The organism is Belliella calami, assembly GCF_022549695.1.
Classification (GTDB): Bacteria; Bacteroidota; Bacteroidia; order Cytophagales; family Cyclobacteriaceae; genus Belliella; species Belliella calami.
Genome location: NZ_JAKZGS010000048.1, coordinates 1 through 544, shown reverse-complemented (window position 1 = coordinate 544; position 544 = coordinate 1). Strand labels below are relative to the sequence as shown.

Below are 544 nucleotides of genomic sequence, written 5' to 3'. Positions count from 1 at the left end.
CCGCTGGGATTCGAACCCAGGACCCTCCCGATAAAAATCGGGATGCTCTACCAGCTGAGCTACGGAATCATTATTAAATTAAATGGAGCATTTCTTTTTTTCGAAATGCTCCATTGTTCATGGTCTGGCGACCTTCTGTGATCCTGTCAGGACTCGAACCTGAAACCTTCCCGATTTGATCGGGATGCTCTTGTTCGCATCATTCGTAACTTCTAAAAAAAATTGAAATCAAAAAAAATCAAAAACAAAAAAGCCTCCCAAATTAGGAGGCTTTTGTGATCCCGCTGGGATTCGAACCCAGGACCCTCCCGATAAAAATCGGGATGCTCTACCAGCTGAGCTACGGAATCATTATTAAATTAAATGGAGCATTTCTTTTTTTCGAAATGCTCCATTGTTCGTGGTCTAGCGACCCTTTGTGATCCTGTCAGGACTCGAACCTGAAACCTTCCCGATTTGATCGGGATGCTCTTGTTCGCATCATTCGTAACTTCTAAAAAAAATTGAAATCAAAAAAAATCAAAAACAAAAAAGCCTCCCAAAT

At 41.5% G+C, this 544-nt stretch carries 1 tRNA gene; it reads right to left on the bottom strand.

From position 1 onward, the window contains the following. Positions 1-276: 276 nt before the first annotated feature. Positions 277-350: transfer RNA gene (locus MM236_RS19645), tRNA-Lys, on the bottom strand. Positions 351-544: the final 194 nt, after the last annotated feature.